Origin of the sequence: Azotobacter salinestris (assembly GCF_009363155.1) — a bacterium.
In the GTDB taxonomy this organism is placed as follows: Bacteria; Pseudomonadota; Gammaproteobacteria; order Pseudomonadales; family Pseudomonadaceae; genus Azotobacter; species Azotobacter salinestris.
In genome coordinates this window covers 1,759,568-1,785,369 of record NZ_CP045302.1, presented here as the reverse complement: position 1 = coordinate 1,785,369, position 25,802 = coordinate 1,759,568, and the positions used below count along the sequence as shown (strand labels likewise).

The window sequence follows — 25,802 nt, the reverse complement described above, 5'->3', positions numbered from 1 at the left end:
TCGACGGTCTCACGGCACCGGCGCTATGTCGACATGCCGTGGCAGGGTGACCCGGATTCGGGTCCCGCGTTGCCGCGCGGGGTCGGCCGGGCTGTCGACGGTGATCCGGCCATAATGCTCTTCCACGATCGAATAGACCAGTGCAAGGCCGAGGCCGGTCCCCTTGCCTGGGTCCTTGGTGGTGAAGAAGGGTTCGAACAGGCGTCCGGCGATGGCCTTGGGAATGCCGCTGCCCTCGTCCTCGACGATCAGATCGATGCTGTGCTCCACGGCCTCGCTGCGCACGCGGATGAAGCCGCCGGGAGGAGAGGCGTCGCGGGCGTTGGAGAGCAGGTTGACCAGTACCTGGACCAGTCGCTGGGGATCCCCGACCACGCAGTGGGCGGGATCGCAAAGGTTGAGAAACTGGACTTCGACGCCTTCGCGGTTGAGCGACAGCAGGCCGATCGCCTCGCGGGCGATGTCGGCCAGGCATACCGCTTCGCTGGCCTGCTTGTGACTGCCGGCATGGGCGAAGCTCATCAGCGAGCGGACGATGCGTGTCACCCGTTTGGTCTGGTCGATGATCTGGCTGCTGATCTCGCCCAGCTCGGCGTCGTCCTCGTGCTCCTCGCGCAGGTTCTGCGCCAGGCAGGCAATGCCGGTGATCGGGTTGCCGATCTCATGGGCCACGCCGGCAGCCAGGCGGCCGATGCTGGCCAGGCGCTCGGAGTGCGCCAGCTTGTTTTCCAGCAGCTGGGTTTCGGTGAGGTCCTCGACCAGCAGGACCAGGCCGCTGCTGCCCGGCGCCAGGGGTTCGTCGATCGCCGCCTTGTGCAGGTTGAGCCAGCGCATCTGGCCGTCCAGCGACAGCCGCTGCTTGTACAGGTGCTCGTCGGAGCGTTGGATGAAGTCTTCCAGCTGGCCCCGCCAGGGGGCATCGAGGGTCGCCAGGCAGGAGCCGACCACGCGCTCGGCGGAGATGCCGGTGAGTTCCTCCATGGCCCGGTTCCACATGAGGATCTCCTTGTCCTTGGACAGCGAGCAGACGCCCATCGGCAGCTCCTGCAGGGTCTGGCGGTGATAGCGGCGCAGCGCGTCGAGCTCGGCGGCCAGGCCGGTCAGGCGCGAGCGGTAGTCCTCCAGGCGGCTCTCGATGAAGTGGATGTCCTCGGTGACGTAGTCTTCGCTGGCGGTCTTGTAGGGCAAGAAGGTCTCGACGATGTCCTGCGCCACGCTCGGCCCCATCAGGCCGGACAGGTTGGCCTCGATGCGGTCGCGCAGGCGGCGCAGGGCGAAGGGGCGGCTTTCGTCGAACGGCAGGTGCAGGTCGCGCAGGGCCTGCTTCACCTCGCGCTGAGCGGTCCTGGCGCCGAGGGGGCGGGCCAACTGGGCGGCGAACTCCTGGGCGGAGGTGGCCAGCAGCTCGCGGCGCTGCGGCCGGCGCACGTTGTCCACGGCGCAGGCCTCGCCGGCGCTGCGCTCCTCGGGGCTCGGCTCGGTGAATATCGATACCAGGGAGAACACCAGCACGTTGGCGGCCAGCGAGGTGATCGCCGCCAGGTGCCAGCTGGTGTCGTCCAGTGCATAGACGAAATTCAGCAGCGGCAGGTGCACGTCCTGCAGGTTGCCCAGCATGGGCAGCATCATGCCGCCCAGCCATACCGTCATGCCGACTAGGAGGCCGGCGATGAAGCCGCGACGGTTGGCGGTCTGCCAGTAGAGGGTCGAGAGCACGCCGGGAAGGAACTGCAGGGTGGCGACGAAGGCGGTGACGCCGAGGTTGGACAGGTTCTGGCTGGCATCCAGCAGCCGGTAGAAGGCGTAGCCGGCGGCGATGATGGCGATGATCAGCGTGCGCCGCGTCCACTTCAGCCAGCGGTAGATGTTGCCCTCGGCCGGCGGCTGGTACAGGGGCAGCACCAGGTGGTTGAGGGTCATCCCGGACAGGGCGAGGGTCAGGACGATGATCAACCCGCTGGAGGCGGACAGTCCCCCGACATAGGCCAGCAGGGTGAGGGGCGCGTTTTCCAGTGCCAGACCCACGCCCAGGGTGAAGTATTCCGGACCGGTGGCGACCTCGAGGCGCATGCCGGCCCAGAGGATCAGCGGGACGGCCAGGCTCATCAGCAGGAGGAACAGCGGCAGGCCCCAGCTGGCGCTGGCCAGGCCGCGGGGGTTGAGGTTCTCGGTGAAGGCCATGTGGTACATGTGCGGCATGACGATGGCCGAGGCGAAGAACAGCAGCAGCAGGGTGCGCCAGGGCCCCTCCTGCAGCGGCGTGTGCAGCGTGCCCAGCACTTCCCGCTGGTGCAGCAGCCACTGCTCCAGGCCCTGGGGGCCGTCGAACACCCGGTACAGGGTGTAGATCCCGATGCCGCCGAGGGCGACCAGCTTGACCAGCGACTCGAAGGCGATGGCGCAGACCAGACCCTGGTGCTTCTCGCGGGTGGCGATATGTCGCGAGCCGAAGAGGATGGTGAAGAGAATGATCAGGGCGCAGAAGCCCAGCGCCACGCGTGCCTTCACCGGCTGCTGGGTGAGGATGCCCACCGAGTCGGTGACCGCCTGGATCTGCAGGGCCAGCAGCGGCAGCACCGAAACCAGCATGAACAGCGTGGTCAGTGCACCGGCCCAGGTGCTGCGGAAGCGGAAGGCGAACAGGTCGGCCAGGGAGGAGAGTTGGTAGGTGCGGGTCAGGCGCAGGATCGGGTAGAGCAACACCGGCGCCAGCATGAAGGCACCGGAAACCCCCAGGTAGCAGGCGAGAAAGCCGTAGCCGTACTGGTAGGCCATGCCGACCGCGCCGTAAAAGGCCCAGGCACTGGCGTACACGCCGAGGGACAGGGTGTAGACCAGCGGGTGGCGGATCAGCCGCTGCGGGATCAGGCCCTGCTCGCTGAGCCAGGCGACGCCGAACAGGGTCAGCAGATAGGCGGCGCTGATCAGCAGCAATTCACTCAGGCTAAAGCTCATCGGCGTCGGGCTGGCTCTGCAGGATGAAGGTCACCACGATGAGGATCAGCCACAGCAGGTACGGGCGGTACCAGGCGCCGTTGGGGTCGATCCACCAGTCCATGATGGCGGGGGAGAACAGATAGATTCCCACCACCAGCAGCAGGACCAGCCGGTAGATGTACATGGTGTGCCTCCATGTGGATGGGCAATGGCGTCGGCGATGGTAATGGAAGCGCGCGCCGGCGCAAACGTGGCGGCATCCTTGCCGACCGACCGCTCAGTCGAGCGCGGCCTCGGCCAGGGTCCGGCAGCGCGGGATGCGCCCGGCATCCCAGTGGGCGATGCCCCAGGCGAGCAGCTCCCGCGGACAGGTGCGCCCCAGCTCCGCCGGCGGGCGCTGGCCGAGCGCACGCAGGGCGCGCAGCAGCAGCGGGCCGGCCCGGTCGGCGGGGAGCGGGGGCGAGCGGTAGGATTTGCCGAGCTTGTGGCCGTCCGGCTGGACGATCAGCGGTACATGCAGGTAGCGCGGATGGGGCAGGCCGAGCAGTTCCTGCAGGTAGAGCTGGCGCGGAGTCGAGTCGAGCAGGTCGGCGCCGCGTACCACGTCGGTCATGCCCTGCCAGGCATCGTCGAGGATCACCGCCAGCTGGTAGGCGTAGAGGCCATCGCGGCGACGGATTACGAAGTCGCCGACTTCGCGGGCGAGGTGCTGGACGAAGGGGCCCTGCACCCGGTCGACGAAGGCGTATTCGCGCTCCGGCACGCGCAGGCGGATGGCGGCATCTCGTGGAGGGCGCCCGGCCTCCCGGCAGAAGCCCGGGTAGATTCCGGAAAATCCCTCCAGCTGCTTGCGCGAACAGGTGCAGGCGTAGGCCAGGCCCCGTTCGAGCAGGCGCTCGACCACTTCGCCGTACAACGCCAGGCGTTCGCTCTGGCGCACGACCTCGCCGTCCCACTCAAAACCGTAGTCTTCCAGGGTCCGGAGGATGACCGCCTGGGCGCCTGGCACCTCACGGGGTGGGTCGAGGTCCTCCATGCGCAGCAGCCAGCGACCGCCGGCATGGCGTGCATCCAGATAGGATGCCAGGGCGGCGATCAGCGAACCGAAATGCAGGGAGCCACTGGGGGTGGGGGCGAAGCGGCCGACGTAGGGAAGGGGCGGGGAGGCAATCATGCGGCGTTCGGCGGAGCTGATGATCGACAGTGGCAGCCTGCCGGGCTGCGGACGCGAAGCGGGGCGCCGAGGCGCCCCGCATGCAGGATCAACTGCCGATCTGCTTTTCCTTGATTTCCGCCAGGGTCTTGCAGTCGATGCACAGGGTGGCGGTGGGGCGCGCCTCGAGGCGGCGAATGCCGATCTCCACGCCGCAGGAGTCGCACCAGCCGTATTCGTTGTCCTCGATCAGCTGCAGGGTTTCGTCGATCTTCTTGATCAGCTTGCGCTCGCGATCGCGGGCGCGCAGTTCCAGGCTGAACTCCTCTTCCTGGCTGGCCCGATCGGCGGGGTCGGGGAAGTTGGCGGCCTCGTCCTGCATGTGGTGCACGGTGCGGTCGACCTCTTCCATCAACTCCTGCTTCCACTTGTTGAGGATATCGGTGAAATGGGCGCGCATGTTCTCGCTCATGTATTCTTCGCCCGGAGTTTCCGGGTAAGGCTCGAAACCGCGAACCAGATTGTTCTGCTTTGCTTTGGTGGGCATGGATGACCGCCTCGCTCTCTCTAATCCATACACGCAGGCACATTTCCCTGCCGACGGCGTCGGCCCTGCGACCGCAAGCGGCCGAACTTACCAGAAGCCATCGGGCCGCGCTACTCCCCAGCGCTGGCCATGGCAGCTGCCAGAGCGGTCCCGGAGGGGTAGAATCCACCTTCCGCCCCGTCCTGATGGAAGGCCCATGCCCTACAGTGCGCGCAGTCGTGCCATCGAACCTTTTCATGTCATGGCCCTGCTGGCCCGTGCCAACGAACTCCAGGCCCTGGGCCACGACGTGATCCACCTGGAGATCGGCGAGCCGGACTTCACCACAGCGGCGCCCATCGTTGCTGCCGGGCAGGCGGCGCTGGCGGCCGGACATACTCGCTATACCGCCGCGCGCGGCCTGCCGCAGCTGCGCGAGGCCATCGCCCGGTTCTACGAGCAGCGTTACCGCTTGACTATAGACCCCGAGCGCATCCTCATCACGCCTGGCGGCTCGGGTGCCCTGCTGCTGGCTACGAGCCTGCTGGTCGACCCGGGTCGGCACTGGCTGCTGGCCGATCCCGGCTATCCCTGCAACCGCCACTTCCTGCGTCTGGTCGAGGGGGGCGCGCAACTGGTCCCGGTCGGGCCGGAGCAGCGTTACCAATTGACGCCGGAGCTGGTTGCGCGTTACTGGCACACGGAGAGCGTCGGGGCCCTGGTCGCCTCGCCGGCCAACCCCACCGGAACGCTGCTGCGGCGCGACGAGCTGGCGGCGCTGTCCGCCGCCCTGCATGCGCGCGGCGGCCATCTGCTGGTGGACGAGATCTACCACGGTCTGACCTACGGCGTGGACGCCTCCAGCGTGCTGGAGGTGGACGACGATGCTTTCGTGCTCAACAGCTTCTCCAAATATTTCGGCATGACCGGCTGGCGGCTCGGCTGGCTGGTGGCGCCCGAGGCGGCGGTGCCCGAACTGGAGAAGCTGGCACAGAACCTCTACATCAGCGCCTCGACCCTGGCCCAGCATGCCGCGCTGGCCTGCTTCGAGGAGGAGACCCTGGAGATCCTCGAGGCGCGCCGCACGGAGTTCGCCCGGCGCCGCGACTACCTGCTGCCGGCGTTGCGCGAACTGGGCTTCGGCATCGCCGTGGAGCCCGAGGGGGCCTTCTATCTGTATGCCGACATCGGCGCCTTCGGCGGCGATGCCTTCGCCTTCTGCCGGCACTTCCTCGAGCGCGAGTTCGTCGCCATCACGCCGGGCATCGATTTCGGCCATCACCTGGCCGACCGGCATGTGCGCTTCGCCTACACCCAGAGCCTGCCGCGCCTGGAGCAGGCGGTTGAGCGCATCGCCCGCGGTCTGAAGAGCTGGCAGCCCGATGCGCTTTGATCCGCCGCTGGAGGAGGGGCGTCTGCTGCGCCGCTACAAGCGCTTTCTTGCCGATATCGAGACGCCGGCCGGCGAAGTACTGTGCATCCACTGCCCCAATACCGGCTCCATGCTCAACTGCATGGCCGAGGGCGGACGCATCTGGTTCAGCCGCTCGAGCGATCCCCGGCGCAAGCTGCCGGGCACCTGGGAACTGAGCGAGACGCCGCAGGGGCGGCTGGCCTGCGTGAATACCGCACGGGCTAATCCACTGGTGGAGGAGGCACTGCGTGCCGGGCTGATCCCCGAATTGGCAGGGTTTGCTGCGTTGCGCCGGGAGGTTCGCTACGGGGTGGAGAACAGCCGGGTGGATTTCTGCCTCGACTACCCGGATGGGATGGCGTTCGTCGAGGTGAAGAGCGTCACCCTGGGCTTTGCCGACAGCCCGGTCGCTGCCTTCCCCGATGCCCGCACCGAGCGCGGCGCCAGGCACCTGCGCGAGCTGGCGGCCTTGGCGCGACAGGGCGTGCGTACGGTGCAGCTGTACTGCGTGAACCTGTCCGGCATCACGGCGGTGCGCCCGGCGGCGGAGGTCGATCCGTGCTATGCGCAGGCGCTGCGCGAAGCCGTGGCGGCGGGCGTCGAGGTGCTCGCCTATGGTGCCGAGCTGTCGTCCGCGGCGATCCGGCTGACGCACCGACTCGAGATGTGCCTGTAGGGCGGCGAGGCGGCGGTTACAGGTCTACCCAGATACCGGCTCCGTCTTCGCGGCAGGCGATGCGTGGCAGGTGCTCACCGGCACATGGGCCGGCCACGCATTCGCCGCTGTCGATCAGGAACAGCGCACCGTGGGTGGCGCACTGGATCAGGCTGCCGCTGGCGTCGAGAAACCGGTCGGGTTGCCATTCCAGCGGAATGCCCAGATGTGGACAGACGTTGCGGTAGACGAAAACCCGGCCGTCCTTGCGGATCGCGAGGAGTTTGCGGTCTTCGAGCAGGAAACCGCGGCTTTGTCCTTCGCCGAGGGCGTCCCCGGCACAGAGAAACTTCATGGCGCCTCCCGAAAAGCCCGCGATTATCCATGCCGACGGGAGATGGCGGAAGCCATGGGCTGGTGATTGGCCGGAGCGCCTCTTATGCTTGCCGCCACCTTCACTTCCAGAGCCTTTCATGACTGTCTGTGACCGTCGTTCCCGCGTCCTGCTGATGAGCCTGGGGCTACTGCTGCTGCTCGCCTTCTGGCTGTCGCTGGCGCTGGGGCCGCTGCGGCTGCCCCTGGCCGATTCCCTGCTGGCGCTGCTGCGCCTGGCCGGCTTGCCGTTGTCCGGGGAGGGCCTCGAAAGGGCCGAGCTGATCGTTGGGCAGATCCGCCTGCCGAGAACCCTGCTCGGCCTGGCGGTAGGCAGCGTGCTGGCGCTGAGCGGGGTGGCGATGCAGGCGTTGTTCCGCAATCCGCTGGCCGATCCCGGGCTGATCGGGGTGTCCAGCGGCGCCGCGCTGGGGGCGGCGCTGGCGATCGTCGGCGGCTCGCTGTTCGGTGCCGATGCCCTGCCCGAGGTGTCGCCCTATCTGCTGTCGGCGAGCGCCTTCGTCGGAGGCTTGGTGGTGACCGCGCTGGTCTATCGATTGGGGCGTCGCGACGGCCAGACCCGGGTGGCCACCATGCTGCTCGCCGGGCTCGCCCTCAGCAGCCTGGCTGGCGCGGCGGTCGGTCTGTTCGGCTATCTGGCCGACGACGCCGCGCTGCGCCGGTTGACCTTCTGGAATCTGGGCAGCCTGAGCGGCGCCAGCTATGCCCGGCTCTGGCCATTGCTGCTGGCGACCCTGGGGGTGGCGTTCTGGCTGCCGCGCCGTGCGGGAGCGCTGAACGCCCTGTTGCTGGGCGAGTCGGAGGCGCGCCATCTCGGCTTCGACGTGGAGCGGCTGAAGCGCGAACTGGTGCTCTGCACGGCCCTGGGCGTGGGGGCGGCGGTGGCGGCGGCCGGGCTGATCGGCTTCGTCGGCCTCCTGGTGCCGCATCTGCTGCGCCTGATCTGCGGGCCGGATCATCGCCTGCTGCTGCCGGCGGCAATGCTCGCCGGCGCCAGCCTGCTGCTGTTCGCCGACCTGCTGGCGCGTCTGCTGCTGGCGCCGGCCGAGTTGCCGCTCGGCATTGTCACAGCGCTGCTCGGCGCGCCTTTCTTCCTCTGGCTGCTGCGGCGGGAGCCACTCTGATGCTGCGGGCCGAGCGGCTGGCCGTGCGGCGTGGCGGCCGGCAGGTGTTGCGGGGGATCGACCTCGAGCTGAGGCCCGGTGAGCTGCTCGGTGTGCTGGGACCGAACGGGGCGGGCAAGTCTTCGCTGCTAGCGGCGCTTTCCGGCGAGCTGCGCCCGGAGGAGGGGCAGGTCCGCCTGGATGGTCGCGCGCTGGCCTGCTGGCGAGGGCCGGAGCGGGCGCGTCGGCTGGCGGTGCTGCCGCAGAGCCCGGCGCTGGAGTTTGCCTTTCGCGTCGAGGAGGTGGTCGGCTTCGGGCGTCTGCCCCATGCCAGCGGCCGGCAGTGCGATGCCGAGATCGTCGCCCGTGCCCTGGCGGCGGCCGACGCCGCCCATCTGGTCGGGCGCAGCTACCTGACCCTGTCGGGGGGCGAGCGTCAGCGGGTTCATCTGGCGCGGGTGTTGGCGCAACTCTGGCCGGGGGGGGGCGAGCGGGTGCTGCTGCTCGACGAGCCGACCTCGATGCTCGATCCCCTGCACCAGCACAGCATTCTGCAGGCGGTTCGGGGCTTCGCAGGGCAGGGCACGGCTGTGCTGGCGATACTCCACGACCTGAATCTGGCGGCGCGCTACTGTGATCGCCTGCTGTTGCTGGCCGATGGCCGCATGCAGGCGCTCGGCAGTCCCGAGGAGATTCTACGTGCCGGACCGCTGAAGGCGGTCTTCGGTCTCGATGTATTGGTGCAGCGCCATCCGGAGCGGGGGCATCCGCTGATCGTGGCGCGCTGAGGAGGATTCATGCGTTCATTGTTGTTCGTCGGCCTGATCCTGCTGGCTGCCTGTCAGGCGCTGCCGCCGTTGCCCGCCTGGCAGGTGGATGGTGAACGGCAGGGCACCGGCCCCGGCACCATCCTCGATCTGCGCAGTGGCGCCAGCCTGACGCCGGAGCAACTGGTCGAGCGGCTGGCCGTGGCGCCACGGCTGCTGGTCGGCGAGAAGCACGACAACCCAGATCATCATGCCCTGCAGTTATGGCTGCTCGAGGCCCTTGCCGGGCGACGGGCGCAGGGCAGTCTGCTGCTGGAGATGCTCGAGCCCGACCAGCAGGCGCGGGTGGGGGCGACCCAGGCCGCGTTCGCCGCGGGCCGTGCGCCGGAGGATCTGCCCGCGGCGCTGGCCTGGCGCCAGGGCTGGGACTGGACGCTGTACGGTCCGCTGCTACGCCATGCACTGGCACAGCCCTATCCGTTGCTGGCAGCCAATCTGGATAAGCAGGAGATGCGCCGTATCTATGCCGAGCGTCCAACCCTGCCTGGCCGCGCGTCGACCGATGCGCGGGTGCGTGAGGCACTGCTCGAACAGATTGGCGCCTCCCACTGCGGCCAGTTGCCGGAGTCCCAGTGGCCGGCGATGCTCGCCGTCCAGCAGCAGCGCGACCGACGCATGGCCGAGCGACTGCTGGCCGCCCCGCAGCCGGCCCTGCTGCTGGCTGGCGCCTACCATGTGCGGCGCGATCTGGGCGTGCCTCTGCACCTGGCCGACCTCGGTGGGACGAGCGGCAGTGTCGTGCTGCTGCTGGCCGAGGCCGGGGATGCAGTGGAGGCAAAAGCTGCCGACTATGTCTGGTATACCCCGGAGACACTGGCCCGCGACTACTGCGCCGAGATGCGGGCTGCCGAGCGGCAGACAAAAAAAGACCCGGCAGAGCCGGGTCGAAAACCGTAATTAGCCTGATGAGGAGATAACCTGAAGAGTAGCCGCTCTGTCAGTTTACCGCTGATCTCGCGATCAGCTGTTCAAATAATAACGCTTCTCATTTGCTGGTCAAGTGATGGCGGCGAATTTTTCTGTCGGCTCTCTTGGTGGAACCCAAGGTTAAAGAAGGCGCCCGCTGAGCGCCTTCGGCAGAGGAGGGCTGGTCTAGAGGTGGGGAAGGTGATTGCGCATGCGCGCCACCAGATCATCGAGACTGGCGGCAAGGTGGGTATCGACCCGTCGGCTGCGTTGCTGTTCGGTCTCGGTCAGGGACTCGCGGCTGGCCTGTTGTGCCCGGATGACTTCCAGCGTGGCGTCGGACGGATCCTTTCCGGCAGCCTGGCGCTCTGCGAGCCACTCGGCGATCAGGGCTTCGGGGGCCTGGCAGTCGACGATCAGGAAGGGGACGCCGTTGTTCTGGGCGACCTGCCAGGCGGCCGCGCGCTGTGCCTGCTTCAGGTAAGTGGCGTCGATCACCACCGGAAAGCCGGCCTGCAGGGCACCGGCAGCCAGCCGGTGCAGGTGCTCGTAGGTCGCCACGCTGGCCTGCATGCTGTAGATGCCGCTTGCCAATCGTTCCTGGTCGGCTGCCTGCTGCTCGCCGAACAGGCGCTTGCGCTCCACGTCCGAACGTAGGCGGATGGCGCCGAATTCTTCCGTCAGGCGCTGGGCGACATGGCTCTTGCCGACGGCAGATACCCCGTGGGTGATAGCCAGAAAGCACGAGGGGATGGCGCTGTAGTGTTCCGCCAGGCTGGCGTAGTTGCGGTATTGCTGGAGGATCGCGGCACGCCGCTCGGCACTCTCCTCCTGGGCCAGACGGAACAGGTTGACCTTGCCGCGCACCATGGCGCGGTAGGCCTTGTAGAAGTTCAGCAGCGGCAGGGCGGCGTAGTCGCCGGTCAGCTCCAGCCAGGCACTGACGAAGCGCCGGGACAGCCCCTTGAGGCCGCGGTCCTCCAGGTCCATGGCGAGAAAGGCGGCGTCGCACATGACATCGATCAGGCGAAACGGCTCGTTGAACTCGATGCAATCGAACAGCACGACCTGCCCATCGAGCAGGGTGGCGTTGCCGAGGTGCAGATCGCCATGGCATTCGCGGATGAAGCCATCGGCCTTGCGCTGTTCGAGCAGCGGCCGCAGGCGCTCGAAGCTGATTTCTGCCCAGGCTTCGAGGGCGTCGAGCTGCTGCAGGTCGGCCGGCTCGGCGAGCAGCGGGCGGATCTGTTCGAAGTTCTGCCGCACCGGGCTCATCACCGCCTCGGGGCCGCCCAGCGGGTGCTCCACCGGTACCTTCGGCGCCTGCAGGTGGAAGGCGGCGATCCGCTCCGCAAGGGCATCGATGTGCTCGGGGGCGAGCTCGCCGCGGGCCTGCATTTCGCCGAGCAGCTGGCTCTGCGGGAACTGGCGCATCTTGACCGCGTATTCGATGACCGGGCCGTCGCCCGCCAGCTGCGGGGCGTTCTCGCTGCCGGTGATCGGCAGCACCTCGAGGTAGAGGTTGCGGGTCAGGCGTTGGTTCAGGCGCACCTCCTCCTCGCAGAAGTGCTTGCGTGCCGCCAGTCCGGTGAAGTCGAGGAAGCCGAAGTCGACAGCCTTCTTGAACTTGTAGGCATAGGGGCCGGTGAGCAGGACCCAGGAGATGTGGGTCTCGATGACCTTGAACTCAGTCACCGCATGCGGATAGAGCGCAGGGTTCTGCAGGGCGTTGATCAGGGCTTGGCTCACGGTCAGTCCTTGCTGGGGCAGTCGGGGCGAAGGCCCGCATTATGGCCGCTGAGACCGCCCCTGCAAACCGCCGGGCTGCGCTATCGAGGGTGGGTAAAGTGCGTATAATGCGCCGCCATGACACGTACCCGCTCTCCCAAATCGCTCCCTCCCCGTCGCTCCGGCGCCCTTCGTTCCTGGCTGGGCTGGACCGTCAAGCTCGCTTTGGTCGGTCTGGTGGTGCTGGCCGGCTTTGCCATCTATCTCGATGCCGTGGTGCAGGAGAAGTTTTCCGGCAAGCGCTGGACGCTGCCGGCCAAGGTCTATGCACGACCGCTGGAGCTGTTCTCCGGACTCAAGCTGTCGAAACAGGACTTTCTCACCGAGCTCGATGCGCTTGGCTATCGCCGCGAGGCCGTTGCCGGGCCGGGTTCGGCCTTGGTATCCGGCAATACCATCGATCTGCATACCCGGGGCTTCCGCTTCTATGAAGGTGACGAGCCGGCACGGAGGATCCGCGTGCGTTTCTCCGGCGACTACGTGGCCGGCCTGAGCGGCGCCGATGGCAAAGACCTGGCCGTCGTGCGGATGGAGCCGCTGCTGATTGGTGGCCTGTATCCTGCGCACAACGAGGACCGCATTCTGGTCCAACGCAACGAGCTGCCGCCCTATCTGGTGGAGACGCTGGTGGCGGTCGAGGATCGCGAGTTCTTCAGCCATTTCGGGGTGTCGCCGAAATCCATCGTCCGTGCCCTATGGGTCAATGCCTCGGCGGGCGGAGTGGTCCAGGGCGGCAGCACGCTGACCCAGCAACTGGTGAAGAACTTCTACCTGAGCAACGAGCGCAGCCTGGTGCGCAAGGCCACCGAGGCCATGATGGCCGTGCTGCTGGAGCTGCACTACGACAAGGACGAGATTCTCGAGGCCTACCTCAACGAGGTGTTTCTGGGGCAGGACGGCAATCGTGCAGTGCATGGCTTCGGTCTGGCCAGCCAGTATTTCTTCGGTCAGCCGCTGGCCGAACTGCAGCCGCACCAGATCGCCCTGCTGGTAGGCATGGTCAAGGGGCCTACCTACTACAATCCGCGCCGCAACCCCGAGCGGGCCATGACGCGGCGCAACCTGGTTCTCGACCTCATGGCCGAGCAGGGCGTGATCGACACCGCGCAAGCCGCGGCCGCCAAGCAGAAGCCGCTCGGCGTCACCGCCCGCGGCAGCATGGCCAATACCTCCTATCCTGCGTTTCTCGACCTGGTCAAGCGCCAGTTGCGCGAGGACTACCAGGAGGCCGATCTCACCGAGGAGGGGCTGCGCATCTTCACCAGCCTCGACCCGATCCTGCAGAGCAAGGCCGAAGCCGCGGTGCGGGATACCTTCAAGCGCATCGGCAAGGGCGGCGATCCGGTCGAGGCGTCGATGGTGGTCAGCAATCCGGAAACCGGCGAAGTGCTGGCCCTGCTCGGCAGCCGGCAGCCGCGCTTCGCCGGCTTCAACCGGGCGCTGGATGCGGTGCGGCCGATCGGTTCGCTGATCAAGCCGGCCATTTACCTCACCGCGCTGGAGCGGCCCAGCCAGTACACCCTGACCAGTTGGCTGGCCGATGTGCCCTTCTCGGTGAAGGGGCAGGACGGCCAGCTCTGGCGCCCGCAGAATTACGACCACCAGGCCCATGGCGATATCTATCTGTATCAGGGGCTGGCCAACTCCTACAACCTGTCGACCGCCAAGCTCGGCCTCGAGCTGGGCGTGCCGAACGTGCTGAAGACGCTGGCCCGTCTGGGCGTCAATCGCGAGTGGCCAGCCTACCCGTCGATGCTGCTGGGGGCCGGGGCCTTGACCCCGATGGAAGTGACCAGCATGTACCTGACCATCGCCAGTGGCGGATTCAACACGCCCCTGCGTGGTATCCGCAGTGTCCTGGCGGCCGACGGCGAGCCGCTCAAGCGCTATCCGTTCCAGATCCAGCAGCGCTTCGACCCGGGCGCCATCTATCTTTTACAGAACGCCATGCAACGGGTGATGCGCGAGGGAACCGGGCGTTCGGTTTACGGCCAGTTGCCGCGCTCGCTGACTCTGGCCGGCAAGACCGGTACCACCAACGATTCGCGTGACAGCTGGTTCGCCGGCTTCAGCCAGGATCTGCTGGCAGTGGTCTGGCTGGGGCGTGACGACAACGGCAAGACCCCGCTGACCGGTGCCACCGGTGCGCTGAGGGTCTGGACGGATTTCATGGTCAAGGCCGATCCGCTTCCGCTGGACATGCCGCTGCCGGACAATGTCACCCTGACCTGGGTGAATGCGCGCAACGGGCTGAGCTCCGAGCAAGGCTGCCCGGATGCGGTGCAGATGCCCTATATCAGGGGCAGCGAGCCGCCGCCAGGGCCCGCTTGCGGCCTGCCGCAGGCTCCAAACGGAAACATGCCGGATGTGATCGAGAATGTTCAGGATGTCATGGACTGGGTGCGTGGCTGGTCGAATTGAGCGAAGAGGGTGCCAGGTGAACAGGTGGTTGATGGGGGCAGTGGCCGCAGGCGTCCTGCTGAGCGGCTGTGCAACGGTCGAGCGTGGCTCGATCCCGGTGGTCGAGGCGAGTGGCTCGGTCTATGACCGGCAACAGGGGCGTGGCAACGCGGTTTCTCGCCCTCCGGCGGCGCCTGCTCCCCAGGCGCCGGCATCCAAGGCTCCTGCTTCCGCCCAGGATTCCGGGGTAGTGGTAATGGTGCCCGGTGCTGGCGCCAGCTCGGCGCCGATTCAGGCTTACCCGGCATCCGGCGTCTCCGGCAGTGCGGCGCCGATCGTTTCGCAGCCGATCACCGCCACCACCGCGGTTGGCGGCAACACTGGCTATTCCGTACCCAGTGGGCCGAGCGGTGTTCCGGGAACGGCTTCTGCTCCTTCAAGCGATCTGGCGGCCGACGAGCAGCTTGATGGTCCGATCCTGGCGTTGCTCACCACGGCACAGCGGGAGCAGGGGAGCGGCAATCTAGAGAGCGCCGCCTCCAGTCTGGAGCGGGCGCAGCGCATCGCGCCCCGCGAGCCGCAAGTGCTCTACCGGCTGGCCGAGGTTCGCCTGGCCCAGGGCGATGCTGCCCAGGCCGAGCAGTTGGCGCGTCGTGCCTTGACCTATGCCGGCGGTCGCCCGGCACTGCAGGCCAGCCTGTGGAACCTGATCGCCCAGGCACGTGAGCGGCAAGGTGATGTGGCAGGAGCAGCCCAGGCGCGCGAACGGGCACGGGTCAACCTGTGATGGACGTGCGTATTCCGGCGTTGGCCGAGCAGATGCTGCTGATTGAGCGGGAGTTGCGGATTCTCGGGATGTGGGGCCTGCTGCCACCGAGCGACGAGGCGCTATCCAGCGAGCAGCCGTTCTGTGTCGACACCTTGGCCTTCGAGGAGTGGCTGCAGTGGATCTTCCTGCCTCGGATGAAGGTGATCATCGAGGGAGGCAGAGCTCTCCCTGCCTCCTCGGGGATTCGGCCGATGGCCGAGATGGTCTACCGCGAGCGACTCGCCGAAGTGGCCGCCCTGCTGGAGGCGCTCGGCGAAATTGACCGGTTGATCGCGGATGGGGATTGACTGTTGCCGGCTGATCAGCGGCAACTGTGCTCTATGGCCTTTTTCGCCTCGGCGATGCGGGCCTGACGCTCTTCCTCGGTCAGCCTGCGCATCTCTCCCTTGATCTGTGCACGCAGTCTGGGATTGTTCTCCAGTTGGGCCAGGTTGGTGCGCACCGTTTCGCAGAATTCCCGGCGCTTGGCTTCCTGGGAGGCAACCTCATGCTGCACTTTGCGCTCGATGGTCTCCTGTTCAGGGTCCTTTGTCTGACTCGGCGGCAGTTTCTCCGAGGCGGGCGGCCGAGGAGCGGGAGTGGCTGTGTTGATAATGGTGCTTGCCTGGCCGTTCGGGGGCAGCTCACTGAAGTGGGATACGCCCTGCTTGTCCACCCAAGTGTAAACCTGGCCAGCCATGGCGGTTGTGCTCAGGGTGAACAGCAGGCTGGTGAGGATCATGCTTCGCATGAGGACTCCTTAAGTCTCGGTGAGGCCTGGCACTACTATAACCGGAACGATAGTGCGCCTTATGGCATCCCGTCACAGCGGTAAAGGACCGAAGGCCGAGGCATTACTTGACTTGGGTTGAGTGAATCCGAACAATTCAAGGTTCGCTGCAGCGGGGTTCGCCGCAGGCGGGCTTCAGCTCAGCAGACATGAGGCGTCATCCACGCCGACCTGATACACCCGCAACGCGTTACCTCGCGCTGGGTGGGAGAATCCTGCAACACACTCCGGGGCCTCCCGATACTTGCTCGACAGCGCTGCGTAGGCGGCGACAACCGTCGCTCATGCCTGTTTGGCAGTAATCTATTCAGACCGTCCGCTAGCCGGCGGCAATCTGGCGTTCTAGAGGTGAACAACGTGGAGCTTTTATCCGGCGCTGAAATGGTAGTCCGCTTTTTGCGCGACGAAGGCGTTAAATACATCTACGGATATCCGGGCGGTGCCCTTCTGCACATCTACGATGCCCTGTTCAAGGAAAAGGAAGTCACCCATATCCTGGTCCGTCATGAGCAGGCGGCCACCCATATGGCCGATGGCTATGCCCGCGCCACTGGCAAGGCCGGTGTCGTGCTGGTGACCTCCGGACCTGGCGCAACCAACGCCATTACCGGCATCGCCACTGCCTACATGGACTCCATCCCGATGGTGGTGATTTCCGGACAGGTGCCGAGCACCATGGTCGGCAGCGATGCTTTCCAGGAAACCGACATGATCGGCGTCTCCCGTCCGATCGTGAAGCACAGTTTCATCGTCAAGCATCCCTCGGAAATCCCCGAAGTGCTGAAGAAGGCCTTCTATATTGCCGAGTCCGGGCGGCCCGGTCCGGTGGTGGTGGATATCCCGAAGGACATGGGCGATCCGACCCAGAAGTATGAGTATGTCTATCCGAAGAAGGCCAAGCTGCGCTCCTACAGCCCTGCGCAGCGTGGGCATTCCGGACAGATTCGCAAGGCTGTCGAGATGCTCCTGGCAGCCAAGCGTCCCGTAATCTATTCCGGTGGTGGTGTGATCATGGGCAGAGCTGCCGCCCAGTTGACCGAGCTGGCGCAGATGCTCAACCTGCCGGTAACCAATACCCTGATGGGCTTGGGTGGCTATCCCGGCAACGACCGGCAATTCCTCGGCATGCTGGGCATGCACGGCAGCTACACCGCTAATCTGGCCATGCACCACTCCGATGTGATTCTCGCTGTCGGGGCGCGCTTCGATGACCGGGTGGTCAACGGGCCTGCCAAGTTCTGTCCGAATGCCAAGATCATTCACGTCGATATCGATCCGGCTTCGATTTCCAAAACCATCAAGGCCGATGTGCCGATCGTCGGGCCGGTTGACAGCGTGCTTGCCGAAATGATCTCCATCGTCAAGGAAATCGGCGTGATGCCGCAGAAGGATGTCGTGGCCAGTTGGTGGAAGCAGATCGAAGAGTGGCGTGGCACGCGCGGCCTGTTCCCCTACGACAAGGGGGACGGCAGCATCATCAAGCCGCAGATGGTGATCGAGACCCTTTACGAAGTGACCAAGGGCGATGCCTACGTCGCCTCCGACGTGGGGCAGCACCAGATGTTCGCCTCCCAGTACTACAAGTACGCCAAGCCGAACCGCTGGATCAACTCCGGTGGCCTGGGCACCATGGGCTTCGGCTTCCCGGCAGCCATGGGCATCAAGCTGAATTTCCCCGAGGCGGACGTGGTCTGCGTCACCGGGGAAGGCAGTATTCAGATGAACATCCAGGAAATGTCCACCTGCATGCAGTACGACCTGCCGGTCAAGATCGTCAACCTCAACAACGGCGCACTGGGCATGGTTCGCCAGTGGCAGGACATGCAGTACAGCAGCCGCTATTCGCACTCGTATATGGAGTCGCTGCCCGATTTCGTCAAGCTGGCCGAGGCCTATGGGCATGTCGGCATGCGCATTACCGAGCTGAAGGACCTCAAGCCGAAGATGGAAGAGGCCTTCGCCCTGAAAGACCGCCTGGTGTTCCTCGATATCGCGGTGGATACCAGCGAGCACGTCTATCCGATGCAAATCAGAGACGGTGCGATGCGCGATATGTGGCTGAGCAAGACGGAGCGGACCTGAGCATGCGACACATCATTTCCCTGCTGATGGAAAACGAGCCGGGTGCCCTGTCCCGCGTAGTCGGCCTTTTCTCCCAGCGCAACTACAACATCGAAACCCTCACCGTGGCGCCCACCGAGGATCCGACTCTGTCCCGTCTGACCCTGACCACCATCGGTCAGGACGAAGTGATCGAGCAGATCACCAAGAACCTCAACAAGCTGATCGAGGTGGTCAAACTGGTAGACCTGTCGGAGAGTGCGCATATCGAGCGCGAGTTGCTGCTGGTCAAGGTCAAGGCCACCGGCGCCCAGCGTGCCGAGATCAAGCGTACCACCGACATCTTCCGTGGGCAGATCGTCGATGTCACCAGTAGCGTCTATACCATTCAGCTCACTGGAACCAGTGACAAGCTGGACAGCTTCCTGCATGCCATCGGCACTTCCTCGATCCTCGAAACCGTGCGCAGTGGCGTCACCGGCATTGCCCGTGGCGACAAAGTACTCACCATTTAGCAAATGGCCGTACCGGGCCAGTTAACAGGGGTAACCTCATGAAAGTGTATTACGACAAAGATTGCGACCTTTCCCTTATCCAAAGCAAGAAGGTTGCCATCATCGGTTACGGTTCCCAAGGCCATGCGCACGCCTGCAACCTGAAGGATTCCGGTGTTGACGTTTGCGTCGGCCTGCGTGCCGGCTCCGCTTCGATAGCCAAGGCCGAAGCTCATGGTCTGACCGTGAAGAGTGTCAAGGATGCCGTTGCCAGTGCCGACGTGGTGATGATCCTAACTCCCGACGAGTTCCAGGGCCGTTTGTACAGGGATGAGGTCGAGCCGAATCTGAAGAAGGGTGCAACCCTGGCCTTTGCGCATGGTTTCTCTATCCATTACAACCAGGTGGTGCCCCGTGCCGACTTGGATGTGATCATGATCGCGCCCAAGGCGCCGGGTCATACCGTGCGCTCCGAGTTCGTCCGTGGCGGCGGTATTCCGGATCTGATCGCCATCTATCAGGATGCTTCCGGCAATGCCAAGAGCCTTGCCCTGTCCTACGCCAGTGGCGTTGGTGGTGGTCGTACCGGCATCATCGAAACCACCTTCAAGGATGAAACCGAAACTGACCTGTTCGGCGAGCAGGCTGTCCTGTGTGGCGGTTGCGTCGAACTGGTCAAGGCCGGCTTTGAAACCCTGGTTGAAGCCGGTTACGCGCCGGAAATGGCTTACTTCGAGTGTCTGCACGAGCTGAAGCTGATCGTCGATCTGATGTTCGAAGGCGGCATCGCCAACATGAACTACTCGATCTCCAACAACGCTGAGTACGGCGAGTACGTTACCGGTCCGGAGGTGATCAACGAGCAGTCCCGTCAGGCCATGCGCAATGCTCTGAAGCGCATTCAGAACGGTGAGTACGCCAAGATGTTCATTACCGAAGGCGCCGCCAACTATCCATCGATGACCGCCTACCGCCGCAACAACGCTGCGCATCAGATCGAGGTGGTCGGTGAGAAGCTGCGTGCCATGATGCCCTGGATCGCTGCCAACAAGATCGTCGACAAGGCGAAGAACTAAGATTAAAGACGGAACGAAAAAGACGCGGCTCCGGCCGCGTTTTTTTATTGGTGGCGGCTTCTGGTATAAAGCCGCATGGCAGCGTGCTGCCTGTGAATTCACGTCACGGCATCCGTTGAAAATCTTTCTGAATCTGCAAGGTACTGTTCATGAGCGAACGTCCGGAGGAGTCCAACAAGGGGCCCGCAGCTGACAGCCTGTTGCCCATCGACGAACACATTGAAGAAGGGCGGGATGCGGAGGGGCGCAAGGTCCGTCACCGTGGTATTTATTTGTTGCCTAACCTGTTTACCACGGCCAACCTTTTTGCGGGCTTCTATTCCATTGTAAGTGCCATCAATGGAAACCTGGATGTGGCCGCAGCCACGGTCTTCGTCGCAATGGTGCTGGATAGTCTGGACGGGCGCGTGGCTCGCCTGACCAATACGCAAAGTGCGTTCGGTGCCGAATATGACTCGCTTTCCGACATGGTGGCCTTTGGGCTGGCGCCAGCCATTCTCGCTTTCGAGTGGGCGCTGGGCAGCATGGGCAAGGTCGGCTGGATGGTCGCGTTCATTTATGTGGCGGGTGCGGCTTTGCGCCTGGCGCGCTTCAATACCCAGATCGGCAAGGCTGACAAGCGCTTCTTCATAGGGCTGGCTAGCCCGGCGGCAGCGGGTGTGGTAGCTGGCACTGTCTGGGCCTTCAGTGATTTTGGTGTTCAGGGGTCGAATATCGCTTCCCTGGTTGCTCTGCTGGTTGCCGCAGCAGGCATGTTGATGGTCAGCAATATCAAGTACTACAGCTTCAAGGATCTGGACCTCAGGGGGCGGGTGCCCTTTGTTGCCATTCTGGTAGTGGTGCTGCTCTTCGCCGTGGTGTTCAGTGATCCGCCACGGATCTTGTTGTTGATTTTCTTGGCCTACGCGATTTCTGGTCCGCTGCAGTATCTGTTGCAATGGCGTCGAAAGCGAGTCGGCTGAGCGCTCTTTGAGTCCTATAAGAAAAGAGGCGTAAGTCGGTTTGTCGAAGAATATTTCAATTAACTGTTGACGCCCCGCTTCGAGGCCCTATAATGCGCCCCACTTCCTGCGCAGTGGCACCGGAAACCCTTGAAAATCAAGGGCTTGTCTGTGAGGCTGGTAGCGGGGGCAGGCGCTCGAGAGGGATGCGAAACGACCTTCATCGAAACGCTTGACAGGCTTCAAGGCTGCTGTAGAATGCGCGGCCTCGGTTGAGACGAAAGCTCAAGCGAAACGCTCTTTAACAAGTCGAATCAAGCAATTCGTGTGGGTGCTTGTGGATAGAACCGGTGGTCGCAAGATTATCGGCAACACAAGTAGCTCGTGAATTCATGAGTTTATTTGCGATTGCTGAGCCAGGCTTTGGATCCTCGGATCCTGCTGAATTTGAACTGAAGAGTTTGATCATGGCTCAGATTGAACGCTGGCGGCAGGCCTAACACATGCAAGTCGAGCGGCAGCGGGACCTTCGGGTTGCCGGCGAGCGGCGGACGGGTGAGTAATGCCTAGGAATCTGCCTGTTAGTGGGGGATAACGCGGGGAAACTCGCGCTAATACCGCATACGTCCTACGGGAGAAAGTGGGGGACCTTCGGGCCTCACGCTAACAGATGAGCCTAGGTCGGATTAGCTGGTTGGTGGGGTAACGGCCCACCAAGGCGACGATCCGTAACTGGTCTGAGAGGATGATCAGTCACACTGGAACTGAGACACGGTCCAGACTCCTACGGGAGGCAGCAGTGGGGAATATTGGACAATGGGCGAAAGCCTGATCCAGCCATGCCGCGTGTGTGAAGAAGGTCTTCGGATTGTAAAGCACTTTAAGTCGGGAGGAAGGGCTGTAGGCGAATACCCTGCAGTCTTGACGTTACCGACAGAATAAGCACCGGCTAACTTCGTGCCAGCAGCCGCGGTAATACGAAGGGTGCAAGCGTTAATCGGAATTACTGGGCGTAAAGCGCGCGTAGGTGGTTTGGTAAGTTGGATGTGAAAGCCCCGGGCTCAACCTGGGAACTGCATCCAAAACTGCCTGGCTAGAGTACGGTAGAGGGTGGTGGAATTTCCTGTGTAGCGGTGAAATGCGTAGATATAGGAAGGAACACCAGTGGCGAAGGCGACCACCTGGACTGATACTGACACTGAGGTGCGAAAGCGTGGGGAGCAAACAGGATTAGATACCCTGGTAGTCCACGCCGTAAACGATGTCGACTAGCCGTTGGGCTCCTTGAGAGCTTAGTGGCGCAGCTAACGCATTAAGTCGACCGCCTGGGGAGTACGGCCGCAAGGTTAAAACTCAAATGAATTGACGGGGGCCCGCACAAGCGGTGGAGCATGTGGTTTAATTCGAAGCAACGCGAAGAACCTTACCTGGCCTTGACATCCTGCGAACTGGGTAGAGATACCCGGGTGCCTTCGGGAGCGCAGAGACAGGTGCTGCATGGCTGTCGTCAGCTCGTGTCGTGAGATGTTGGGTTAAGTCCCGTAACGAGCGCAACCCTTGTCCTTAGTTACCAGCGATTCGGTCGGGCACTCTAAGGAGACTGCCGGTGACAAACCGGAGGAAGGTGGGGATGACGTCAAGTCATCATGGCCCTTACGGCCAGGGCTACACACGTGCTACAATGGTCGGTACAGAGGGTTGCCAAGCCGCGAGGCGGAGCTAATCCCAGAAAACCGATCGTAGTCCGGATCGCAGTCTGCAACTCGACTGCGTGAAGTCGGAATCGCTAGTAATCGCGAATCAGAATGTCGCGGTGAATACGTTCCCGGGCCTTGTACACACCGCCCGTCACACCATGGGAGTGGGTTGCTCCAGAAGTAGCTAGTCTAACCCTCGGGAGGACGGTTACCACGGAGTGATTCATGACTGGGGTGAAGTCGTAACAAGGTAGCCGTAGGGGAACCTGCGGCTGGATCACCTCCTTAATCGAAGATCCCGGCCTTCCATAAGCGCCCACACGAATTGCTTGATTCACTGGCAAACAGCGATTGGGTCTAGACCCGAGAGTGAGACGATTGGGTCTGTAGCTCAGTTGGTTAGAGCGCACCCCTGATAAGGGTGAGGTCGGCAGTTCGAATCTGCCCAGACCCACCAATTGTCAAGGGGCATGGCCGGTCTCGACCTCGCGAGAGGATAGAGGGGCCATAGCTCAGCTGGGAGAGCGCCTGCTTTGCACGCAGGAGGTCAGGAGTTCGATCCTCCTTGGCTCCACCAACCACTCATCGATCGCTGAAAGCGCAGAAATGAATGTTTCCCCAGCGTCTGGGCGAACATTGATTTCTGGTCTTTGCGCCAGAACCGTTCTTTAAAAATTCGGGTATGTGATAGAAGTAGACTGATCGATTGTTTCACTGCAATCGATGAGGTCAAGGTAAATTTGCGAGTTCAAGCGCGAATTTTCGGCGAATGTCGTCTTCACGCCATCCAGGCACGGCCGCGAGGCCACAGATTGCTTGGGGTTATATGGTCAAGTGAAGAAGCGCATACGGTGGATGCCTTGGCAGTCAGAGGCGATGAAAGACGTGGTAGCCTGCGATAAGCGTCGGGGAGGCGGCAAACAGCCCGTGATCCGGCGATCTCTGAATGGGGAAACCCACCCGGCACAAGCCGGGTATCTTGTCCTGAATCCATAGGGGCAAGAGGCGAACCAGGGGAACTGAAACATCTAAGTACCCTGAGGAACAGAAATCAACCGAGATTCCCTTAGTAGTGGCGAGCGAACGGGGACTAGCCCTTAAGCTTGCTTGATTCTAGTAGAAGGCTCTGGAAAGGGCCGCCGTAGTGGGTGATAGCCCCGTATACGAAAGGATCTGGCAAGTGAAATCGAGTAGGACGGCGCACGTGAAACGTTGTCTGAACATGGGGGGACCATCCTCCAAGGCTAAATACTCCTGACTGACCGATAGTGAACCAGTACCGTGAGGGAAAGGCGAAAAGAACCCCGGAGAGGGGAGTGAAATAGAACCTGAAACCGTATGCGTACAAGCAGTGGGAGCCCACGTTGTTGGGTGACTGCGTACCTTTTGTATAATGGGTCAGCGACTTATATTCAGTGGCAAGCTTAACCGAATAGGGGAGGCGTAGCGAAAGCGAGTCTTAATAGGGCGTCTAGTCGCTGGGTATAGACCCGAAACCGGGCGATCTATCCATGAGCAGGTTGAAGGTTAGGTAACACTGACTGGAGGACCGAACCGACTCCCGTTGAAAAGGTAGCGGATGACTTGTGGATCGGAGTGAAAGGCTAATCAAGCTCGGAGATAGCTGGTTCTCCTCGAAAGCTATTTAGGTAGCGCCTCGTGTATCACTGCTGGGGGTAGAGCACTGTTTCGGCTAGGGGGTCATCCCGACTTACCAAACCGATGCAAACTCCGAATACCGGCAAGTGTCAGCACGGGAGACACACGGCGGGTGCTAACGTCCGTCGTGAAAAGGGAAACAACCCAGACCGTCAGCTAAGGTCCCAAAGTCCTGGTTAAGTGGGAAACGATGTGGGAAGGCTTAGACAGCTAGGAGGTTGGCTTAGAAGCAGCCACCCTTTAAAGAAAGCGTAATAGCTCACTAGTCGAGTCGGCCTGCGCGGAAGATGTAACGGGGCTCAAACCAGGCACCGAAGCTACGGGTGCATCGCAAGATGCGCGGTAGAGGAGCGTTCTGTAAGCCTGTGAAGGTCAGTCGAGAGGCTGGCTGGAGGTATCAGAAGTGCGAATGCTGACATGAGTAACGACAATGGGTGTGAAAAACACCCACGCCGAAAGACCAAGGGTTCCTGCGCAACGTTAATCGACGCAGGGTGAGTCGACCCCTAAGGCGAGGCTGAAGAGCGTAGTCGATGGGAAACGGGTTAATATTCCCGTACTTCTGGTTACTGCGATGGGGGGACGGAGAAGGCTAGGCCAGCTTGGCGTTGGTTGTCCAAGTTTAAGGTGGTAGGCCGATCACTCAGGCAAATCCGGGTGGTCAAGGCCGAGAGCTGATGACGAGCCTTCTTTTACGAAGGCGAAGTGGTTGATGCCCTGCTTCCAGGAAAAGCCTCTAAGCTTCAGGTAACCAGGAATCGTACCCCAAACCGACACAGGTGGTCGGGTAGAGAATACCAAGGCGCTTGAGAGAACTCGGGTGAAGGAACTAGGCAAAATGGCACCGTAACTTCGGGAGAAGGTGCGCCGGTGAGGGTGAAGGATTTACTCCGTAAGCCCATGCCGGTCGAAGATACCAGGCCGCTGCGACTGTTTATTAAAAACACAGCACTCTGCAAACACGAAAGTGGACGTATAGGGTGTGACGCCTGCCCGGTGCCGGAAGGTTAATTGATGGGGTTAGCGCAAGCGAAGCTCTTGATCGAAGCCCCGGTAAACGGCGGCCGTAACTATAACGGTCCTAAGGTAGCGAAATTCCTTGTCGGGTAAGTTCCGACCTGCACGAATGGCGTAACGATGGCGGCGCTGTCTCCACCCGAGACTCAGTGAAATTGAAATCGCTGTGAAGATGCAGTGTATCCGCGGCTAGACGGAAAGACCCCGTGAACCTTTACTGTAGCTTTGCACTGGACTTTGAGCCTGCTTGTGTAGGATAGGTGGGAGGCTTTGAAGTGGGGACGCTAGTTCCCATGGAGCCATCCTTGAAATACCACCCTGGCATGCTTGAGGTTCTAACTCTGGTCCGTCATCCGGATCGAGGACAGTGTATGGTGGGCAGTTTGACTGGGGCGGTCTCCTCCCAAAGAGTAACGGAGGAGTACGAAGGTGCGCTCAGACCGGTCGGAAATCGGTCGCAGAGTATAAAGGCAAAAGCGCGCTTGACTGCGAGACAGACACGTCGAGCAGGTACGAAAGTAGGTCTTAGTGATCCGGTGGTTCTGTATGGAAGGGCCATCGCTCAACGGATAAAAGGTACTCCGGGGATAACAGGCTGATACCGCCCAAGAGTTCATATCGACGGCGGTGTTTGGCACCTCGATGTCGGCTCATCACATCCTGGGGCTGAAGCCGGTCCCAAGGGTATGGCTGTTCGCCATTTAAAGTGGTACGCGAGCTGGGTTTAGAACGTCGTGAGACAGTTCGGTCCCTATCTGCCGTGGACGTTTGAGATTTGAGAGGGGCTGACCTTAGTACGAGAGGACCGGGTTGGACGAACCTCTGGTGTTCCGGTTGTCACGCCAGTGGCACTGCCGGGTAGCTATGTTCGGAAAAGATAACCGCTGAAAGCATCTAAGCGGGAAACTTGCCTCAAGATGAGATCTCACTGGAGCATCGAGCTCCCTGAAGGGCCGTCGAAGACTACGACGTTGATAGGTGGGGTGTGTAAGCGCTGTGAGGCGTTGAGCTAACCCATACTAATTGCCCGTGAGGCTTGACCATATAACACCCAAACAATCTGCACGCAGCACGCTGCGGCAGCGGGTGGGGTCGAAGCCGACAGAACCGAAGATTCGCCTGAACCGCAAGAGCACCGCGACACCGATATCACATGC

At 62.9% G+C, this 25,802-nt stretch carries 19 protein-coding genes, 2 tRNA genes and 2 rRNA genes; 16 read left to right on the top strand and 7 right to left on the bottom strand.

Annotated features, from left to right (window positions below; translation table 11 throughout):
• Positions 1-9 precede the first annotated feature (9 nt).
• The 4 genes from GCU53_RS08460 to dksA form a co-directional block, all read right to left on the bottom strand.
• Entirely contained in the window at positions 10-2,955 is a 2,946-nt protein-coding gene (locus GCU53_RS08460) for a sensor histidine kinase (RefSeq protein WP_152387228.1), read from the bottom strand.
• Positions 2,945-3,121 carry a hypothetical protein gene (locus GCU53_RS08455; RefSeq protein WP_012702757.1) on the bottom strand — a complete coding sequence of 59 codons (177 nt, stop codon included), beginning with the start codon at positions 3,119-3,121 and terminating at the stop codon, positions 2,945-2,947. Before GCU53_RS08455 ends, GCU53_RS08460 begins: the two co-directional genes overlap by 11 nt.
• Before the next feature lie 93 nt (positions 3,122-3,214).
• Positions 3,215-4,111 (bottom strand): tRNA glutamyl-Q(34) synthetase GluQRS, encoded by an 897-nt coding sequence (gene gluQRS, locus GCU53_RS08450; RefSeq protein ID WP_152387227.1) that lies wholly within the window; start codon positions 4,109-4,111, stop codon positions 3,215-3,217.
• Positions 4,112-4,199: 88 nt separating this feature from the next.
• Positions 4,200-4,637: an RNA polymerase-binding protein DksA gene (gene dksA, locus GCU53_RS08445; RefSeq protein WP_152387226.1), complete on the bottom strand. Its 438-nt coding sequence runs from the start codon at positions 4,635-4,637 to the stop codon at positions 4,200-4,202.
• A gap of 196 nt (positions 4,638-4,833) precedes the next feature.
• Between dksA and GCU53_RS08440 the strand changes: the two genes are divergently transcribed.
• Together GCU53_RS08440 and sfsA are read left to right on the top strand one after the other, a co-directional pair.
• Positions 4,834-6,009, top strand: a complete 1,176-nt coding sequence (locus GCU53_RS08440; protein ID WP_152387225.1) for a pyridoxal phosphate-dependent aminotransferase — start codon at positions 4,834-4,836, stop codon at positions 6,007-6,009.
• Positions 5,999-6,706 carry a DNA/RNA nuclease SfsA gene (gene sfsA, locus GCU53_RS08435; protein WP_152387224.1) on the top strand — a complete coding sequence of 236 codons (708 nt, stop codon included), beginning with the start codon at positions 5,999-6,001 and terminating at the stop codon, positions 6,704-6,706. The genes GCU53_RS08440 and sfsA overlap by 11 nt, the downstream gene beginning before the upstream one ends.
• Positions 6,707-6,722: 16 nt before the next feature.
• On the opposite strand, the gene GCU53_RS08430 is transcribed toward sfsA, so the two are convergent.
• Entirely contained in the window at positions 6,723-7,040 is a 318-nt protein-coding gene (locus tag GCU53_RS08430; protein ID WP_152387223.1) for a Rieske (2Fe-2S) protein, read from the bottom strand.
• Positions 7,041-7,158: 118 nt separating this feature from the next.
• On the opposite strand from GCU53_RS08430, the gene GCU53_RS08425 reads away from it, so the two are divergent.
• From GCU53_RS08425 to GCU53_RS08415, 3 genes are read left to right on the top strand one after another with little or no spacing between them, the layout of a single operon-like run.
• Positions 7,159-8,202 carry a FecCD family ABC transporter permease gene (locus tag GCU53_RS08425; protein WP_152387222.1) on the top strand — a complete coding sequence of 348 codons (1,044 nt, stop codon included), beginning with the start codon at positions 7,159-7,161 and terminating at the stop codon, positions 8,200-8,202.
• Positions 8,202-8,969, top strand: coding sequence for a heme ABC transporter ATP-binding protein (locus GCU53_RS08420; protein ID WP_152387221.1), 768 nt, complete (start codon positions 8,202-8,204; stop codon positions 8,967-8,969). The genes GCU53_RS08425 and GCU53_RS08420 overlap by 1 nt, the downstream gene beginning before the upstream one ends.
• A gap of 9 nt (positions 8,970-8,978) precedes the next feature.
• Positions 8,979-9,905 (top strand): ChaN family lipoprotein, encoded by a 927-nt coding sequence (locus GCU53_RS08415; protein WP_152387220.1) that lies wholly within the window; start codon positions 8,979-8,981, stop codon positions 9,903-9,905.
• 195 nt (positions 9,906-10,100) lie between these two features.
• On the opposite strand, the gene GCU53_RS08410 is transcribed toward GCU53_RS08415, so the two are convergent.
• Entirely contained in the window at positions 10,101-11,663 is a 1,563-nt protein-coding gene (locus GCU53_RS08410; RefSeq protein ID WP_152387219.1) for a bifunctional aminoglycoside phosphotransferase/ATP-binding protein, read from the bottom strand.
• Between the two features lie 117 nt (positions 11,664-11,780).
• On the opposite strand from GCU53_RS08410, the gene mrcB reads away from it, so the two are divergent.
• The 3 genes from mrcB to GCU53_RS08395 are packed head-to-tail and all read left to right on the top strand — an operon-like array spanning position 11,781 to position 15,218.
• Positions 11,781-14,123 (top strand): penicillin-binding protein 1B, encoded by a 2,343-nt coding sequence (gene mrcB, locus GCU53_RS08405; protein ID WP_152387218.1) that lies wholly within the window; start codon positions 11,781-11,783, stop codon positions 14,121-14,123.
• A gap of 16 nt (positions 14,124-14,139) precedes the next feature.
• Positions 14,140-14,889 carry a tetratricopeptide repeat protein gene (locus tag GCU53_RS08400; RefSeq protein ID WP_208845460.1) on the top strand — a complete coding sequence of 250 codons (750 nt, stop codon included), beginning with the start codon at positions 14,140-14,142 and terminating at the stop codon, positions 14,887-14,889.
• Positions 14,889-15,218 (top strand): YqcC family protein, encoded by a 330-nt coding sequence (locus tag GCU53_RS08395; RefSeq protein ID WP_152387217.1) that lies wholly within the window; start codon positions 14,889-14,891, stop codon positions 15,216-15,218. Before GCU53_RS08400 ends, GCU53_RS08395 begins: the two co-directional genes overlap by 1 nt.
• A gap of 14 nt (positions 15,219-15,232) precedes the next feature.
• Here the strand turns inward: GCU53_RS08395 and GCU53_RS08390 are convergent, their stop codons facing one another.
• Positions 15,233-15,661, bottom strand: coding sequence for a DUF4124 domain-containing protein (locus GCU53_RS08390; protein ID WP_208845459.1), 429 nt, complete (start codon positions 15,659-15,661; stop codon positions 15,233-15,235).
• 396 nt (positions 15,662-16,057) lie between these two features.
• Between GCU53_RS08390 and GCU53_RS08385 the strand changes: the two genes are divergently transcribed.
• The 8 genes from GCU53_RS08385 (at position 16,058) to GCU53_RS08350 (ending at position 25,689) form a co-directional block, all read left to right on the top strand.
• Positions 16,058-17,782, top strand: coding sequence for an acetolactate synthase 3 large subunit (locus tag GCU53_RS08385; protein WP_152387216.1), 1,725 nt, complete (start codon positions 16,058-16,060; stop codon positions 17,780-17,782).
• Between the two features lie 2 nt (positions 17,783-17,784).
• Complete coding sequence (ilvN, locus tag GCU53_RS08380) at positions 17,785-18,276, top strand: acetolactate synthase small subunit (RefSeq protein ID WP_039802115.1); 492 nt, start codon at positions 17,785-17,787, stop codon at positions 18,274-18,276.
• A 38-nt stretch (positions 18,277-18,314) separates the two neighbouring features.
• Positions 18,315-19,331, top strand: coding sequence for a ketol-acid reductoisomerase (gene ilvC, locus GCU53_RS08375; protein ID WP_152387215.1), 1,017 nt, complete (start codon positions 18,315-18,317; stop codon positions 19,329-19,331).
• Between the two features lie 149 nt (positions 19,332-19,480).
• Positions 19,481-20,293, top strand: a complete 813-nt coding sequence (pssA, locus tag GCU53_RS08370) for a CDP-diacylglycerol--serine O-phosphatidyltransferase (RefSeq protein ID WP_152387214.1) — start codon at positions 19,481-19,483, stop codon at positions 20,291-20,293.
• A 428-nt stretch (positions 20,294-20,721) separates the two neighbouring features.
• Positions 20,722-22,257 (top strand): 16S ribosomal RNA (locus GCU53_RS08365).
• Between the two features lie 92 nt (positions 22,258-22,349).
• Positions 22,350-22,426, top strand: a tRNA-Ile gene (locus tag GCU53_RS08360).
• A 44-nt stretch (positions 22,427-22,470) separates the two neighbouring features.
• Positions 22,471-22,546, top strand: a tRNA-Ala gene (locus tag GCU53_RS08355).
• 251 nt (positions 22,547-22,797) lie between these two features.
• A 23S ribosomal RNA gene (locus GCU53_RS08350) occupies positions 22,798-25,689 on the top strand.
• Together the 16S and 23S rRNA genes with 2 tRNA genes alongside form the textbook arrangement of a ribosomal RNA operon.
• Positions 25,690-25,802: the final 113 nt, after the last annotated feature.